Here is a 14,891-nt window from a genome sequence, read left to right on the forward strand (position 1 = left end):
AAAAAAATTAAGATCATTCCTCATCAATCATATTCTCGAAGTCATCAAAAACAACATCTAATCCGCACATGCTGGGCACATAATTGGCAGCTTTAGCTGAATCAACTCCAATAACTTTAAATCCAAGTTCTTCGATTGGTGCAACCACCATACAGGTATCGCAAACCAGTTTTCCACCAGCTTTCTCAATTATATTGGTATAACCCATTCTGTCAGCTGCAGCTTTAACTCCAATAGATGTGCAAACCCATAATTCATTTTTAAGCTGTTTTCCAGCTACCTTACTTGCAATGTTTTTTATTTCATCAATTGATGCATGTGGGCATCCTAAACAGATTAAATCGGGTTTTTCACTTGTTGTTGATAGTTTTTCTCTTGTTTCATTGATTTCTGCTCTATCAACACTTATTTTTTCTAAATCACTGGTTTCTAATCCCTGGAGAGCTTCTTTATATTCTGGTGTTAAATTTTCAACATGATACAATGCTACAGCACCTGATGAAGCTAATGCAGCCCCCATGCTTTTAAGATCGTTTGTAGATGATGTATTTTTAAATTTAAAGTAAGGTACACCATCACCAACCGCTTTTCCCACGAGATAGCCAAGAGCACCGTAGTCAGCTCCTTTAATTTCAGTTTCAACTTCAACAATTAAGTTGGCTTTTCGATTTTCATCAAGATGAAAACCATATTCAGCGGTTTTTCCACAGATTGCAGCTGAAAGCGCTCCAGGTCCACCTTCACGGTTTGTTTTAGCACCAATGACTGAGTTAACATAGGCTACAGCAGATGATTCAGACCATGCAACATGATCACCCTTCATTGGGACGTTTCCAACAAGATAAGGGGTGCATGTACAGGTGGTGGTGATATCCATTTTTCTGTAAGCTTCAATTATCTTCAACTGTTTTTTTGTGAATTCATCACTAAATCCAAGGTCTCTCCTTTCAAGGTCAACACCAGCAGGATTCAGGGTGGATGGAACTATTATCTTAGCATCTTTTGCCATGTCTTCTAAATATTCTAATCCGGCATCTCCAATAGTTTTATAGGAAACACCAGATATTTGGGCAGATGTAATGTTAACCAGCTTTTCTGCGTTGTAAATATTGCCTAAAGCCACTAAAATTTCCATACTTTTTTGGACTGCAGGTCCGTATTCTCCTGCTTCCATTTTTTCTTCTTGTGGTGTAAGATACATAAAAATCACTGAATTTAGCTATCTATTTTTATTTAATTCAACTTGAGATTCAAATTATCTTTTTTGATTTTAAACTAAAAATATAAATTAAAATACCCTTTTAATGGTTTTATTGGCTGATTTGGTTTCCAACGATTTCATCAACAATATCTGTGAAGTTATCCATGTCTTTAAAGGGCACTACTGCTCCTGCAGCTATGGTATGGCCGCCTCCAGCTCCATTAAAGCTTTTTGCAGCTTCTCCGAGAGCATATCCGAGGTTTACTCCTTTTTTAATCATAGGCATGGTGGTTCTTCCAGATATTTTTATGATGTCATGCATCTTAGATATTGCAATAACTGGTTTATTAGGGTCTAATATTTCAAGTTCAAGTCCAATACTTGATATTGTGCCCATCAACTTCTTTTTAGCTTTATCATCTGTGTAAATATATTGTATATGGTTTAAATGGATAGAACCTTCTTTATTAATCCAGTCTATTCCTTTTACCAGGCTGTCTCTGTATTTTTTGGCTAATTCAATTCCTTCTTTTAGTGAAGGTTCTCGTTCACCTATACAAATGCTTAAACCTGTACCATACTTCTTATTTTTTCCGCAGGCATCAAGGATTCTGGAATAATCTTCTATTTCCTTTAATGGGGGAGCTTCTCTGGGAACACTGTAAATTTTATCAAATATTTTAGTGTTTATTTTAATAAGCTCGTCTTTTAAAAGATCTTTTTCTTCTGGAGCTAAATCTTCAAATTTAATGCCATAAGACAATCCATGCTCTTGTAAGAATGATTTAGCACCGTCAGGGTCTCCTGAAATACCTTTTAAGGCAGGGTTAAATGTATATGCTAATGACTTATAAACTGGTTCTTCTTTCTTGTAGCTTATTTTAAGGTCTTCTCTTTCCTCAATAACGTTAGCTTTAATTCCTTCATCAAGTATAATCTTGTTTATACTCTGGATTTCGTCACTGCACTGCATATCTCCAAATGCACCTACCAGGGCAAGCCCTGAAAGTTCCACGTTTTCCATTCCCCTTACTGATAGATAAGATACTCCTGACGCGCTTACATCGCGAGTACCATCCATACCAAAGAGATGGGGGTTAACATGGACTAAATTTTCATATTTTTCACCATCTTCTCCAGGTATTTGGTGATGATCGCATATTATGGAATTTCCTTTGAGTTTGCTTATTAAATCTACATAAGCACTTCCCATATCACAAAAAACAAATAGTTTGTATCTTTCTTCCCTGAGCTTTTTTATATTTTCCTCTTTAAGTCTGGGAACTATTGTAACATGGAATTTTCCGCCTTGTTTGGAGATTGCATTGCACATTACTCCAGCAGCGGATAATCCGTCAGCATCATTGTGAGAGATGACTCTCACAATATGATCCTTATCTATATGCTCTTTTAAAAGAGAACAGGCTTCATCTGCCCTATTTGACAAGGAGTGCTGCGCTTCTTGGGTCATATCTCCATCCTTCAGGAAGTACTCCTTCGTTTACGTAGTATCTTACCAATCTTCTTATTTTGGATTCGATGATTCTTAAACCTCTTCTGGTGTGCAGGTCTTTTGGGTTTTCAGTTAGGTGGTCCCTTATGTTTACTGCTCTTCTTATGAGGTTCATTAGGTCTTCTGGGTATTCCAGTTCTTGTCCGTGGTCTTCAAGTATTTTGGTTATTTTCTTTCCAGTTATGAGTTTTACATCTGGAATTCCGTATTGGTCTCTTAAAATTATTCCAATTTTACTTGTAGAGTTACCTTCTTTTCTAAATTTTAAAATTAATTCTTCAATTTCTTCATTTGAATATTCAATCCATTCAGGCTTTACTGTCATTATTAATCACCCCTAATTTTAATCTGTTAGTTTAATTAGAATTTTCAAAGCATTTTGGCCACAAAACCGTAGAAAACATGTTCTTGGCCATAAAATGTAGTTTTTGCAGGCTTTCAAAATTCTATGAATTCTGATGCCACAAACCGAAACTTTGTAGGCTATCAAAATTCTATGAATTCTGATGCCACAAACCGAAACTTTGTAGGCTATCAAAATCATTGGTTTTGATGCACAAAACTCTGTTTTGTAGGTTTAATCACGTTGCATTTCATTTAACCATAATGCAAATTTCTCAAGTGATCTATACCTATGAGAAAATTCATTTTTTTTACTTGTTTCAAGCTCTCCAAAGGTTTTATCATATCCTTTTGGAATAAAAAGCGGGTCATAGGCAAATCCATGATTTCCATGCTCTTTGTATGCAATATGTCCACTGACAGTGCCTAAAAAAATCTCGGGCTCGGATTTGGGCGTACAATACCCAACAACCGACCTGAACTCGGCGTACCTGTCTTCAACATCATTCATGAGCTTTAAAATGCCTTTATTAGTTAGAGTTTCCTGCACATAGGACGAATACGTCCCTGGAAACCAATTTAAGGCTTTAATAAAAAGACCAGCATCTTCTACTATTACAGGCCCTTTTAATTTACTTGCAGCATATTTTGCGCCGTATTTGGCTACATCTTCCAGATCTCCCTGTATTTCAGGATATCCAAGATCTATATGCTCAAGTTCAATGCCAAATTTTTCAAAAATTCCTTTGGCTTCTTTTACTTTCTGTTCGTTACCAGTTATAAACTTAATGACTCTGACCACTTTATACCACTTCGACATTAACTTATCTTAATAAGAATATTTTTATATCTTTATTCACTTATCTCTTTGGATTAAATGAAAAAATATCAAAAAAAATATCAATACTAACTACACCCATATAATATCAATGGCTAAGCACAAGGTTCTCTCAGCAAAAGATAATGGAAGCTTTATAAAGACTGCATCCTTTTATAAACTATACAATGTATTGAAAACTTTAAAAACATCTAAAGGACGTTTTGTACTTGTTTTGGGTGCGCCAGGCACTGGCAAATCGGCTAATATATACCAGGCACTTTCTTTACTTGATCTTGATATTTATGATGCTTATTTATTTATAGATACAGATACTAAACCTTCTAAGGTGTTCCGGATATTTTGGGATACTCTGAAAAAGGATATGCAGGCTAAATCCCGAGAAGAAGTTTATCAGATGGCTTCAAAGTATGATTTGATTCTTTTTGCAGATCCATTCCTTGATTCAGAATACATTGATAAGGATAAAGTAGGTCTGGGACTTTGGACTGAAGAAAATGGACCCAGTACATTCCCCTTCTATTTTAGAGTGTTGTATGAATATCTTAAACACCGTAAAGATTTGAAAAATGTTAATGTTGTTTCTCAAACATCGTGGGTACTGAAGTTTAGGGGAGTCCGCTATGATATTTTAACGGATTTTGGTTTTATATCTAAAATTTTGGTTTTTTTACTTAAAAAATTATTTGACGTGGTTTTAATATCCTATACCTCTGAAGAAATGATGAAAATCATTAGAAGTCATCCTGGTGCGGTTAGTGATGAAAAAATTGAAGAATATATAAAAGAATACGGTAATAGGCCGCGGTTTATCTTTGAAGCTTTAGATAAGGAAGAAAATTATTAAAATAATGTATTTTAATCACGTTTTAAAAAGATCATGCTAAAATGTTCAGGTATAACGACTTCTACCTTCGATTTCTTCAATTTTTTTAACTATTTTGCTGTAATCATTTGCATTCTCATACCCTTTTAAGATCTCAACAAAACAAGTGTCTGCAATTTTGTAATGTATCCCTGAAATTGCTTTTTTAAATACTAAAATGTCTACACCTTTATCTTCAATTAAATCTGAATTTTTCCCAAGCCCGAAATCTATAAATACAATTCTACCGTCTTTTAAAATTAAATTAGATGTTGTAAGGTCGCCGTGAATTATACTGCAGTTGTGCAGTTTAGCTATATCTGAACCGATTTTTAGAGAGATTTCCTGGATTTCATCCAGTGATGCATCTTCAAAAACGTTTTTTATGGTTTTTCCATCTATTTTTTCTAAAGTCAGAGATTTTTCTTTTTTATTTATGTCATAAATCAGCGGTGTTTTGACATCACATCTTTTTGCTTCACTTAAAAGCTTGGCCTCTTTTTTGGTTCTTTCTTTCCTCAGGCGATGGTCAATTTCTGGAATTCTGTAGCTTTTTGGAATTCTTTCCTTGATAAAAGCATCATGATTTAGCCATTTGCCTTCATATAGGTTAGCTTCTGCTCCTTTTTCTATGATATCAGCAGGTAAAGTTAAATGTTTTTTTGATTTATGCATCCAGGGAACGTCAACCTGGTCTGTTCTATACTTTTGAATAACTGTAGTATCCTTTATTTTCTGTTTTAATCCATGCTTATACATTAATTGACCCATCCAGGCAATCATAGCTCCATTATCGCCGCAGTATTTAACTGGAGGCATGTAAAACTGTGCATAGTGTTCTTCTGCCATTATACTGATCATTTCCCTCAATCGGCTGTTTGCAGCAACTCCGCCGCAAAGCATGACTTCCTGCTTTTTTGTATGGGCCAGGGCACGTTCTGTAACTTCAACTAACATGGAAAAGGTTGTTTCCTGTAAACTGTAACAAACATCTGCTAATGCTGCTCCTGATTCATATTTTCTTAAAGCTGCAGTTAAAACTCCTGAAAAGGAGAGATCCATACCTTTAACTGCATAGGGAAAATTTATATATTTATTTGCTTTTTTGGCCATTTCTTCAACTTTGGGGCCGCCAGGATGTCCAAGCCCCACTTCACGTGCAAACTGGTCAAGGCAATTCCCCATAGCTATATCCAGGGTTTCTCCGAATACTCTGTATCTTTCAGCTTCATATGCTATTACCTGGGTGTTTCCACCGCTTACATATAATGATAATGGGTCTTCAGCTCCTGTTGTAAGTCTTCCTATTTCAACATGCCCTATACAGTGGTTAACTCCAATAATTGGAACGTTTAGTGATATTGCAAGGGATCTTGCAGCTGTTGCAGTGGTTCTAAGTGCAGGTCCAAGTCCAGGGCCTCTGGAAAAAGCAACTAATTCTATATCCTCAATATTTAATTTAGATTCTTGTAATGCTTCTTTTATGAGGGGAACGATTGATGCTGCATGATGTTCTGCGGCTTCTCGAGGGTGGATTCCTCCGCTTTCTGGGATTAATTGTTTTCCACATGAAGCTAATATTTTTCCTTCTGAATCAACGATTCCCACGCCTGTTTTTTCTGCTGTTCCTTCTATTCCGATACAGATCAATTTTATCACTCGATTAATAGTTCTTGTCAATGTAATCATTATATTTTAATTACATAAACACTTTATTTTTCACGAGAATCTAAAAATTTATTTAATATTTAAGAGGGATTAGATGGTTTGATGTTTATATATGGATGATATATATGTTTATACTTAATTCACATATTTTTATAGAGTTTATGATGATAATAGCTTAAATTTTAAAGTATTTATTTTATAATTAATTGGTTAGTGGCATATATATTTAAATAAGTCATACATCGTGCTGTTTTGTTAAAATATAGGATAAAATTTGTATAAATTAGTGTCATCACTCCTAAACTAATTGGGATTCACACGGTTTAAGTGAAAAAGGTCACAAAACATATAGAAATGTTTTTATCATTGTTTGAAAATAAACATTGTTAGTAAAAACTCATTTTTTACTAAAACGATTATTTTTTAACGGGCATAAAGGAGGTGAAAATACGCAAAAAAAATTAACAAAAAAACTACTAATGATTACATTGACTATTCTATTCACACTTACTATTCTTGGAGCGGCAAGTGCTGCTGATATTTATGTTAATGACACAAATGGAAACGATGCTACAGGGATTGGAACCATAGATAATCCCTATAAAACTATTAGTTGGGGAATTGATCGTGCAAGTGCTACAAGTACTGACACTGTAATTCTTGCCCCAGAAACTTTTAGCACTTACACAGATCCCACACACAAAGATTATGACATCACCATTAGTAAAAACGTGAATATTAGAGGTGCGGGTCAAGGTCTAACCACAATTAATGCTGGAAATAATGCTAGAGTATTCACAATCAATCCAACTTATACAGTAACCATATCAGATTTAACTATTACAAACGGAAAGGCACCAAATGGAGCTGCGGGAACTACAGGAAACCCTGGAAGTGACGGTGATAACGGTGGAGCTATTGTTAACAATGGTGCTTTAACAATTAATAACTGTGCTATTACAAATTCTCGAGCAGGTAACGGTGGTAACGGTGGTAACGGTGCTTCTGGTATTGGTAACCGTTATGGTCGAAACGGTGGTAACGGTGGTAACGGTGGAGCTATTTATAACACAGGAACACTGAAAATAGAAAACAACTGTATCCTTTCAAATAACTACGCTGGTAACGGTGGTAACGGTGGTAACGGATATTCCATTACTACTAATTATAACGTCGCTGGTAACGGTGGTAACGGTGGTAACGGTGGCCTCGGAGGAGGTATCGACAACAACAAAGGGACTGTAACTGTAATTTCTAGTACTATCACTGGTAATTATGCTGGTAACGGTGGTAACGGTGGTAACGGTGGTAACGGAGGAGGTATCCATAATGGAGGTACTGCTTCTAATACAGCCAATTTAGACTTAACTGGAAGTATTCTAACTAATAATAATTCTGGAACCAGAGGTAACCCTGGTCTGGGTGGAACAGGAAGAAATCCTGGAAGTTCCGGTAGTTACGGGAGTTCTGGCCAAGTAGGTGGAGTTTTTGCTGACGTATCTATTTTATCATCAGTAAATATACACTACAACTATATTCTAAACAACGGCCAATACGATATCAGGAAAACAGGACTTATACTCTCTGTTGAAGCACAGTACAACTGGTGGGGTTCAAATTCAAACCCTTCTTCACGTGTAGATGGTAATGTGAATGTTAGTCCGTGGACAACACTCAGTATAACTGCATCACCAAGTCCTATTTATGTTGGTCAACAATCAACAGTTACAGCTCAATTTTCATATAGTGTACCGAACGGTATCCCTGTAACTTTCAGTTTCCAGGGCACACCTTTAGGAACACTCAGTACAACTACAGCAGTTTCTAACAACAACCAGGCAACAACTACATTCACATCAGATGCTGTGGGAACTTCTCATGTTTTGGTAGCTGATTCTAATCAACCAACTCAGACAGTAGGACCTGCAAATATCGTGATTAACCCTCTTATTCCAACTACTATAACTGTAAATAGTCCTACTATTTACGTTGGAGATCCTGTTACTATAATCGCGACTGTAGTGAGACAGGACACTCTTGCACCTATTCAAAATGCGTGGGTTGCAGTCCAAATACTGGATACTCCGTATTGGTGGATGGGTCTCACAGATGTTAACGGTCAAATAGGCAATACTATTACTCCAACTTTGTTATCAAGAATTTACAATATCCACGCGGACGTGACATTTCCATTCGATCCTCAGTATGCAGTTTCATCAACCAGCCCTGATGGTACTTTAACAGTGAACAAGGTTCCGACTAGTTTAACAGTTGATCCAGCTTCTGGCTATAAGGAGTACCCTACTACTTTAACAGCTACTTTAAGAGATATTGCTCCAGGTCATGGTAATGCGCCTGTTAATGGTAGGACAGTTAATTTCTACGTAAACGGTGTTTTAGTTGGGTCTGACGTTACAGGTTCAGATGGAAATCCGGATGGTGTGGCTACTTGGTCATATACTATTGCTCAAAACGCAGGAACATATTCAGGTTACATAACAGCCTCGTTTGCTGGTGATGATATGTATATCACATCTAACGGTGCTAATGATTTAATTGTGAATTTGATTCCGACTAGTTTGGTTGTTAATCCAGCATATGGCTATAAGGATTACCCTACTACATTGAGTGCTACATTAAGGGATACAGCTCCGGGCCATGGTAATGCGCCTGTTTCTGGTCAGACTGTTCTGTTTAAAATAGATGGTGTCGATGTTGATACTGCAACTACTGATATTAATGGTGTGGCTACATTGCCTTATACCATAACTCAGGATGTAGGAACACATACTTTAGTAGGTATATTCTTAACTGATAATACTAAGTATGCAGGGTCAAATGACGGCAAAGTTTTAACAGTAAACCCTATTTCAACTAGTTTGTCAGTTAGTGATGTTACTGGTAATAAAGGTGAGACTGTGGACTTGAAAGCTACTTTAGTGGACACGGTTCATGGTAATGTGCCTGTTGTTGGTAGAAAAGTTACTTTTAAAGTAAACGATGTTAGTGTTCCTGGTTTTGGTACTACAGATAGTGATGGTGTGGCTATTTTGCCTTATACTATTAATCTTGTAGGTGGAACTTATAACATAGAAGCTGCATTTGCTGCAGATGATAAATATGCTGCTGCAAATGGAATGGGAGCGCTTAAAGTGCCTCAGTCAAGTGTTTATGTTTTAACTACAGTTAGTAACACTAATCCTACTGTGGGTCAGATTGTGACCATTACTTTCAAGTTAGGGAACAAAGGACCTGATACAGCACAAAAAGTTGTGTTTACCTATGTTTTACCGGTTGGAATGGAATTGGTGAATCTTAGTGGTGACAATACTTACTCCTACAACGCAGCTACTCGAACAATTACTTGGAATCTTGGTGATGTAAAAGCGAACACTGATCCTTGGCTCTATGCCAATGTGAGGTTCCTTAACCCTGGTAGTTTCAACATTAACCCTGTTGTAAACACAGCAACCTACGATCCGACATTAAACAGCAACATTCAATCTATAACAGTTAACGCGCAAGCAGTACCTGTTACAGTTAGAGCAGTGAGAACAACTGGAACTGCAGGAATTGCAGGAAATGGACTACAGGCAGCAACTCCCGCACCTACTACGGCTGGTGCTACTCCGTATTCGTATGGAACAGCGCCCGAAACAGGTGGGAATTGGTTGTTATCCTATTGGTGGATAATAATTCTGCTTTTAATAGTCGGTGGACTGTTATGGTTCTTGTTAGCAGGTAAAAGAAGACAAAATGAGGGATAAACCAATTTTCCTCACACCCCATTTTTTATTTTTTTTTATTTCTTATTTTGAAAAATTTGTTTTAACTGGATACTTTATTTTTAATTATTGAAGTATAGCAACGTTTTTCTATGATTATATCAAATCATGCTATATGCAAAAAGCAGGTGTGATAATGAATAAAAATATAAAATGTTACGGCTCATCAAAAATCCTTAATGAACTTCAAAATACTAATCCTTTATTTTTATGCGTGATTGCAAGCACTAAAACTTCCAATATTCCAGGAATCACTGGTGCAGGTGTTACACCAGAACTTACGGACTATACTCCTGCTGCAGATCTTGAGCTTGTGATTCATGGAGAACCAAGATGCTTGGCAGAAATCCCGCAAACAGTGGTGGGAGATGCACCAGCACCAACACCGGCTGTAATAACAAAAGCATCCTTAAATATTGCAGATATTCCTATAATGGTTGCAGATGCTGGTGCTGCAATAAAACCAGATGTTCCATATATTAAATTAAATGAAAAACCTGGTGAAGATATAAGATTGGGAAATGCGGTTCCTGATGCAAGAAAAATATTTGAAAATGGTATTTTACTGGGTAAAACTTTATCAAAACTCACAGATCATCTTGTAATTGGAGAAAGCACACCTGCAGGAACAACTACAGCATTAGGAGTTTTAACTGCACTGGGATATGATGCCCGGATGAAGGTGAGCGGAAGCATGCCTGAGAATCCCCATGATTTAAAGCATGAAGTAGTATTAGAAGGTTTGCAAGCTGCAGGATATAAAGAAGGCGATGTTGTAGAGGATGCTTTGCGTGCAGTTGAAATTGTAGGAGATCCAATGATCCCCGCTGTTGCAGGAATTGTAATTGGATCTGAAGTTCCAGTCACACTTGCTGGAGGTACACAGATGACTGCAGTGTGTTCTGTTATTAAAGGAGTTCAAAATGAATTTGATTTTTCTAAATTATGTATTTCAACAACAATTTTTGTTGCAGAGGATGAAACATCAGATATTAATCATATTACCAGGCAAATTGGAGATATCTCTATTTTTGCAGTTGACCCTGAATTTGAAAAATCACAGGTTCCTGGACTTAAAAGCTATTTAAATGGCTCTGTAAAGGAGGGTGTAGGTGCTGGCGGAGCTATGATGGTTTCAATGTTAAAAGGCGAATCTATTGATGATATAAGATTAAATATTGAGGATTTATGTAAAAAAATATTTTAAAATTTGTTTTTAGTCATGATAAATCAAAAAAAATTGATTAAAAATGTAAAAAAATTCTTTATAGGGTTTTTACCATCTAAATACTCTTTTTTAGTTTTTATTTTATTTTACATTGCAGGCTTAATTTTTACTATAATTTTACCATCTTATACGGCATCTTTTTTTTATTATGGCTTTTTTCTGGGGAATATAGAGCTTAAAATAAACTTACCTGTATTTATTTCGTTTAATTATTTTATTAATCAGTTTGTTTATTATTTAGGTGCTGTTTCATTTAATATTTTCTTAAATAATCTTAAAACAATTATTTTATGTATTTTTACAGGTGTTGCGATAATTTCTTCAGTATTAATTGGTTTATTTGCATTTACTGGTTCTCTTACAGTGGTACTTATTGGAAAATATGGAATTTTAAAGGCTATTCTAATACTTTTAGGATCATTTCACCTTTTGCTTGAAATTTTAGCTTCTCTTTTAGCAATAGATGCATTCATTAAGTTTTATGGATCTGTTATACACCTAATAAAACAGGCTGACGTTAATATTTTTAAAAAGAGAATTTTACATGAAGTTTTGCCTCTAATTTTAAAAATTATATTACTTTTAGCTGTTGCAGCTATTTTAGAGGTTTTCTGGAGCACATGGTGGGTTTATATACTCACAAATCATTATATCTCCTGGTATGAATTTTATTTTGGTGCATATTCTGTTTTAATATTTTAACTTTTAATTGAAAATCGAAAGTTTTAAATAGGATTATGTTAGAATTATACAACATCGAGTTAGAAATTTATAACATTATGTTGTAAATAAATAACTTTTAAGTAAAATAAATAAAGGAAGTGATAAAAATGGAAGTTAAATTCAACTTTTTCTGGGGATTGCTGGGTATTTTGGGATTATTAGGATATGTTTTAGGAGATCCAGTGTATTATGCGTTTTTTGCATTTTTCATGTTCTTTTTATCTCCTGTTTATGATAAAGCTAAAAATGGAGAAAAAAAGGAAAACAATAAACTTGGCAGGAATTATGACATGTATAAAATAGGCATATGGATTGGATCAGCTATATTAATAGTTGATTCGCTATATTTAATGGCTACAAAGACGATGAACGATTTTACAGCCATTGGACTACTATTAGGAATTATAGTCTATGTTTCCAGCTTCTTTGCTTATATGGGAATGGAGAAAACAGCCAGGGATGAGCGTCTAAGGAAAATAGGGACTCTGGCTGTAACATGGTCATGGTATATAACTCTAGTATTCATATGTTTCCTTGTAATATCCATGTACTGGGCCCAGAGAATTCATGACCCTATAGAGTTAATGGGACTTACTATTTTCGTCATGATATCCACTATGCTTGTAGCTAACACTATTTTAAGCCGTAAAGGTGACATAGACTAAAAAATGGGATTTCAATGAAAACAAGAATAAAGGAATTCAGGGCAAAATATAATTTAACACAGGCAGAGCTTGCAGAAAAAGTAGGGGTAAGAAGAGAAACGATTGTTTTCCTTGAAAAAGGAAAATATAACCCTTCACTCAAATTAGCTCATGATATTGCCGTAGCTTTAAAAACAAGTATTGATGAGCTATTTATATTTTATGATGAAGCTGAAAAAAAATAATTACTAAAAAAAGAAAAAATTGGTTATTTAAAAACCACTAATGAGAGAATTAAAGCCACTGTACCTACTATCCAGCAGTAATAGGCAAATATCATAAGATTTCTCTCTTTTATTAATTTTAACAGTATTTTAATGGCCAGATAACCAGTTATAGCTGCTGCTATAAAACCGGCAATTGCCACGGTTGTAGTCATATCCAGAGAGGTTATATCTTTTGCCTGAACGAGAGCTGCTCCTAAAATTGCAGGTATTGAAAGTAAAAAGCTGTAACGAGCTGCTAATTCTCTTTCAAGGCCTAAAAATAGTCCGGCAGAAATTGTAGCACCAGATCTTGAAATACCGGGAGCAATTGCCAGAGCCTGGAAAACACCGATTATAATAGAACTTTTAAGGCTCATATTCTCCAGACTTGTTTTTTTAGTGACACTTTTTGATACTCTTTCTGATCCCCAAAGCAAGAAACCAGTTATAATTAAAAAGAGACCTACAGCAGGTATATTGTTAAATAACCCTTCAAAAAAGTCTTTAAGCAGAACACCAGCTAAACCTGCAGGTATTGTACCGATTATTACAAACCAGGCCAGTTTTTTGAACTTATCTTCCCTAATACCTTTCATGAACTGGCCTTTGGGAATGTCCATCAGACTAAAGAAGAACGATTTTAACATGTGCAATATATCGTTCCAGAAATATCCAACTACGGCCACTAATGTTCCAACGTGGAGTATAGTGTCGAATGCAAGGCTGGATTGAATGCCCATGATTTCAGGCACAAATACCAGATGAGCAGAGCTGCTTACAGGTAAAAATTCAGTTAATCCCTGAACAATACCTAATATTAATGCTTGTATAATGTCCATTTTATCAAATTATCCTTTATTTTACTTTAATTAAAAAATTTTATTTAATCTATAAAAGTTAACCACGCAAAATTATCTTCTTCTTCTCCTTCAACAATATTGAAGAATTTTTTCTGTAATTTCTCTGTTACAGGGCCTCTTTTACCATTCCCCACAGTTATTTTATCAACAGATCTAACTGGAGTGATTTCAGCAGCTGTACCTGTCATAAAGATTTCATCTGCAAGATATAGCATTTCTCGCGGTATTGCTTCTTCTTTTACTTCTATTCCTTCATTTTTTGCTAATTTAGTTACAGAATCCCTTGTTATTCCAGAAAGTATGGATAGGGATGAATGGGGAGTGTACAAAACATCATCTTTAACTAAAAATATGTTTTCACCGCTACCTTCACTAACACTCCCTCCGTAATCCATCATTATTGCTTCATTAAATCCATTGAGTAAAGATTCCATCTTTGCCAGTTGAGAATTCATATAGTTGGCCCCTGCCTTGGCCATATTAGGAAGCGTATTTGGCGCCATTCGCCTCCATGTGGAGACACCAACATCTACTCCATTTTCAATTGCATCTTCTCCCAAATACTTTCCCCATTCCCATGCAGCAATAACCACTTCCAGGGGACAGTTCAAGGGATAAACACCTAATTCGTTGTATCCTCTAAAAACAACAGGTCTTATGTAACAATCTTTTAAATTATTAATTTTAACAGTTTCTTTAATGGCATCACATATTTCATCAACAGTATATGGAATTTCCATCCGATAAATCTTCCCAGAATCAAATAATCTTTCAACATGCTCCTTTAAACGGAAAATAGCTGGCCCATTCTTGGTATTATAACATCTTATTCCTTCAAATACACTTGAACCGTAGTGAACAACGTGAGATAGGACATGAATGTTTGCATCTTTCCAATCAACGAATTTTCCGTTAAACCATATTCTTCCATTTTCATTAAAAGCCATAGAACTCCCTC

13 protein-coding genes are annotated in these 14,891 nt (G+C 35.5%); 6 read left to right on the forward strand and 7 right to left on the reverse strand.

Annotation, left to right across the window (positions count from 1 at the left end):
* Positions 1–13 precede the first annotated feature (13 nt).
* The 4 genes from HZC47_00680 to HZC47_00695 form a co-directional block, all read right to left on the reverse strand.
* Positions 14–1,210 (reverse strand): aconitase X catalytic domain-containing protein, encoded by a 1,197-nt coding sequence (locus HZC47_00680; protein ID MBI5679404.1) that lies wholly within the window; start codon positions 1,208–1,210, stop codon positions 14–16.
* A gap of 100 nt (positions 1,211–1,310) precedes the next feature.
* Positions 1,311–2,648 (reverse strand): DHH family phosphoesterase, encoded by a 1,338-nt coding sequence (locus HZC47_00685; GenBank protein MBI5679405.1) that lies wholly within the window; start codon positions 2,646–2,648, stop codon positions 1,311–1,313.
* Complete coding sequence (locus HZC47_00690) at positions 2,638–3,039, reverse strand: 30S ribosomal protein S15 (protein MBI5679406.1); 402 nt, start codon at positions 3,037–3,039, stop codon at positions 2,638–2,640. The genes HZC47_00685 and HZC47_00690 overlap by 11 nt, the downstream gene beginning before the upstream one ends.
* A gap of 252 nt (positions 3,040–3,291) precedes the next feature.
* Positions 3,292–3,876, reverse strand: a complete 585-nt coding sequence (locus HZC47_00695) for an XTP/dITP diphosphatase (GenBank protein ID MBI5679407.1) — start codon at positions 3,874–3,876, stop codon at positions 3,292–3,294.
* Between the two features lie 109 nt (positions 3,877–3,985).
* Here HZC47_00695 and HZC47_00700 point away from each other — a divergent pair, with 109 nt between their 5' ends.
* Positions 3,986–4,741 carry a hypothetical protein gene (locus HZC47_00700; GenBank protein MBI5679408.1) on the forward strand — a complete coding sequence of 252 codons (756 nt, stop codon included), beginning with the start codon at positions 3,986–3,988 and terminating at the stop codon, positions 4,739–4,741.
* Between the two features lie 45 nt (positions 4,742–4,786).
* On the opposite strand, the gene HZC47_00705 is transcribed toward HZC47_00700, so the two are convergent.
* The gene (locus tag HZC47_00705) at positions 4,787–6,418 is read right to left on the reverse strand and encodes a bifunctional N(6)-L-threonylcarbamoyladenine synthase/serine/threonine protein kinase (protein MBI5679409.1); all 1,632 of its coding nucleotides are present in this window, start codon (positions 6,416–6,418) and stop codon (positions 4,787–4,789) included.
* 497 nt (positions 6,419–6,915) lie between these two features.
* On the opposite strand from HZC47_00705, the gene HZC47_00710 reads away from it, so the two are divergent.
* The 5 genes from HZC47_00710 (at position 6,916) to HZC47_00730 (ending at position 13,052) form a co-directional block, all read left to right on the forward strand.
* Complete coding sequence (locus tag HZC47_00710; protein MBI5679410.1) at positions 6,916–10,194, forward strand: Ig-like domain repeat protein; 3,279 nt, start codon at positions 6,916–6,918, stop codon at positions 10,192–10,194.
* A 154-nt stretch (positions 10,195–10,348) separates the two neighbouring features.
* On the forward strand, positions 10,349–11,419 hold the full coding sequence (locus tag HZC47_00715) for a TIGR00303 family protein (protein ID MBI5679411.1): 1,071 nt from the start codon (positions 10,349–10,351) through the stop codon (positions 11,417–11,419).
* Between the two features lie 33 nt (positions 11,420–11,452).
* Positions 11,453–12,142 carry a hypothetical protein gene (locus tag HZC47_00720; GenBank protein MBI5679412.1) on the forward strand — a complete coding sequence of 230 codons (690 nt, stop codon included), beginning with the start codon at positions 11,453–11,455 and terminating at the stop codon, positions 12,140–12,142.
* Between the two features lie 128 nt (positions 12,143–12,270).
* Entirely contained in the window at positions 12,271–12,828 is a 558-nt protein-coding gene (locus HZC47_00725; GenBank protein MBI5679413.1) for a hypothetical protein, read from the forward strand.
* A gap of 14 nt (positions 12,829–12,842) precedes the next feature.
* The gene (locus HZC47_00730) at positions 12,843–13,052 is read left to right on the forward strand and encodes a helix-turn-helix transcriptional regulator (protein ID MBI5679414.1); all 210 of its coding nucleotides are present in this window, start codon (positions 12,843–12,845) and stop codon (positions 13,050–13,052) included.
* A gap of 23 nt (positions 13,053–13,075) precedes the next feature.
* Here the strand turns inward: HZC47_00730 and uppP are convergent, their stop codons facing one another.
* Together uppP and ilvE are read right to left on the reverse strand one after the other, a co-directional pair.
* Positions 13,076–13,912 (reverse strand): undecaprenyl-diphosphatase UppP, encoded by an 837-nt coding sequence (gene uppP / locus HZC47_00735; protein MBI5679415.1) that lies wholly within the window; start codon positions 13,910–13,912, stop codon positions 13,076–13,078.
* A 44-nt stretch (positions 13,913–13,956) separates the two neighbouring features.
* Positions 13,957–14,880, reverse strand: a complete 924-nt coding sequence (ilvE, locus tag HZC47_00740; protein MBI5679416.1) for a branched-chain-amino-acid transaminase — start codon at positions 14,878–14,880, stop codon at positions 13,957–13,959.
* Positions 14,881–14,891 lie beyond the last annotated feature (11 nt).

Origin of the sequence: Methanobacterium sp. (genome assembly GCA_016222945.1) — an archaeon.
Taxonomy (GTDB): domain Archaea; phylum Methanobacteriota; class Methanobacteria; order Methanobacteriales; family Methanobacteriaceae; genus Methanobacterium_D.